The 726-nt window shown below is 77.3% G+C and carries 2 protein-coding genes; both read left to right on the top strand.

Annotation, left to right across the window (positions count from 1 at the left end; all coding sequences use genetic code 11):
* A partial coding sequence (locus GXW76_RS25490) for a tetratricopeptide repeat protein (protein ID WP_211864935.1) occupies positions 1–405 on the top strand: 405 nt, incomplete at its 5' end.
* Between the two features lie 51 nt (positions 406–456).
* Positions 457–726: ATP-binding protein (locus GXW76_RS25485; RefSeq protein WP_272876150.1), on the top strand; the 270-nt coding region annotated here is incomplete at its 3' end.

The following is a 726-nucleotide window of genomic DNA, read 5'->3' as shown; positions in this document are numbered from 1 at the left end:
CAGCCCCCGCCAACCGGGCCGCGAACCGCTGAGCGCGCCCTGGCCGACGGCCAGTCCGCGCTCGGGCGCGGCGATTTCGCCGCCGCCGAGGCCGCGGCGCGTGAAGTGATCGCCGGCCGCCCCGGCCCGCGGGCGCAGGATGCGCAGATTCTGCTGGGAGAGGCGCTGCTCGGCCGCCGCCAGTACCAGAATGCGGCCCTTGCCTTTGACGAGGCCTACCGCCGCAACCGCCAGTCCGGTCGCGCGCCCGAGGCGCTGCTCGGCCTTTCCAACGCCTTCGTCGGCTTCGGCGCGCGGCGCGAGGCCTGCGACACGCTGGACCAGCTCACCTCCGAATACACCCGCCTGGCGCCACCCGTGGCGCAGCGTGTCGCCGACACGCGCCGGCGGGCGCAGTGTCGCTGACCCGCAGATGGGGATAGCGGCGCGCTGACGCCGGATCGCTTCGCGGCGCTGATGGCGCCGCTCGGGCCGTTCGGCCCTTCTCCACGCATTGCCGCCGGGGTGTCGGGCGGGCCGCACAGCCTGGCGCTCGCGCTGCTGGCCGCGGAATGGGCGCGCGCGCGCGGCGGGGATCTGCTGGCCCTGGTGGCGGACCACGGGCTGCGCCCGGAAAGCGGGGCGGAAGCCGAGGGCGTCGCGGCGCTGCTCGCCGCGCGAGGCATTGCGGCGCGGGTGCTGCGGCTCGGGCTGGCGGGCGGGCCGGGGTTGCAGGAACGGGCGCGG

It is taken from the genome of Neoroseomonas soli (genome assembly GCF_018129065.1).
Taxonomy (GTDB): Bacteria; Pseudomonadota; Alphaproteobacteria; order Acetobacterales; family Acetobacteraceae; genus Neoroseomonas; species Neoroseomonas soli.
Note: the sequence above shows the minus strand (reverse complement) of the source record. Positions and strands in the feature narration are given on the sequence as shown.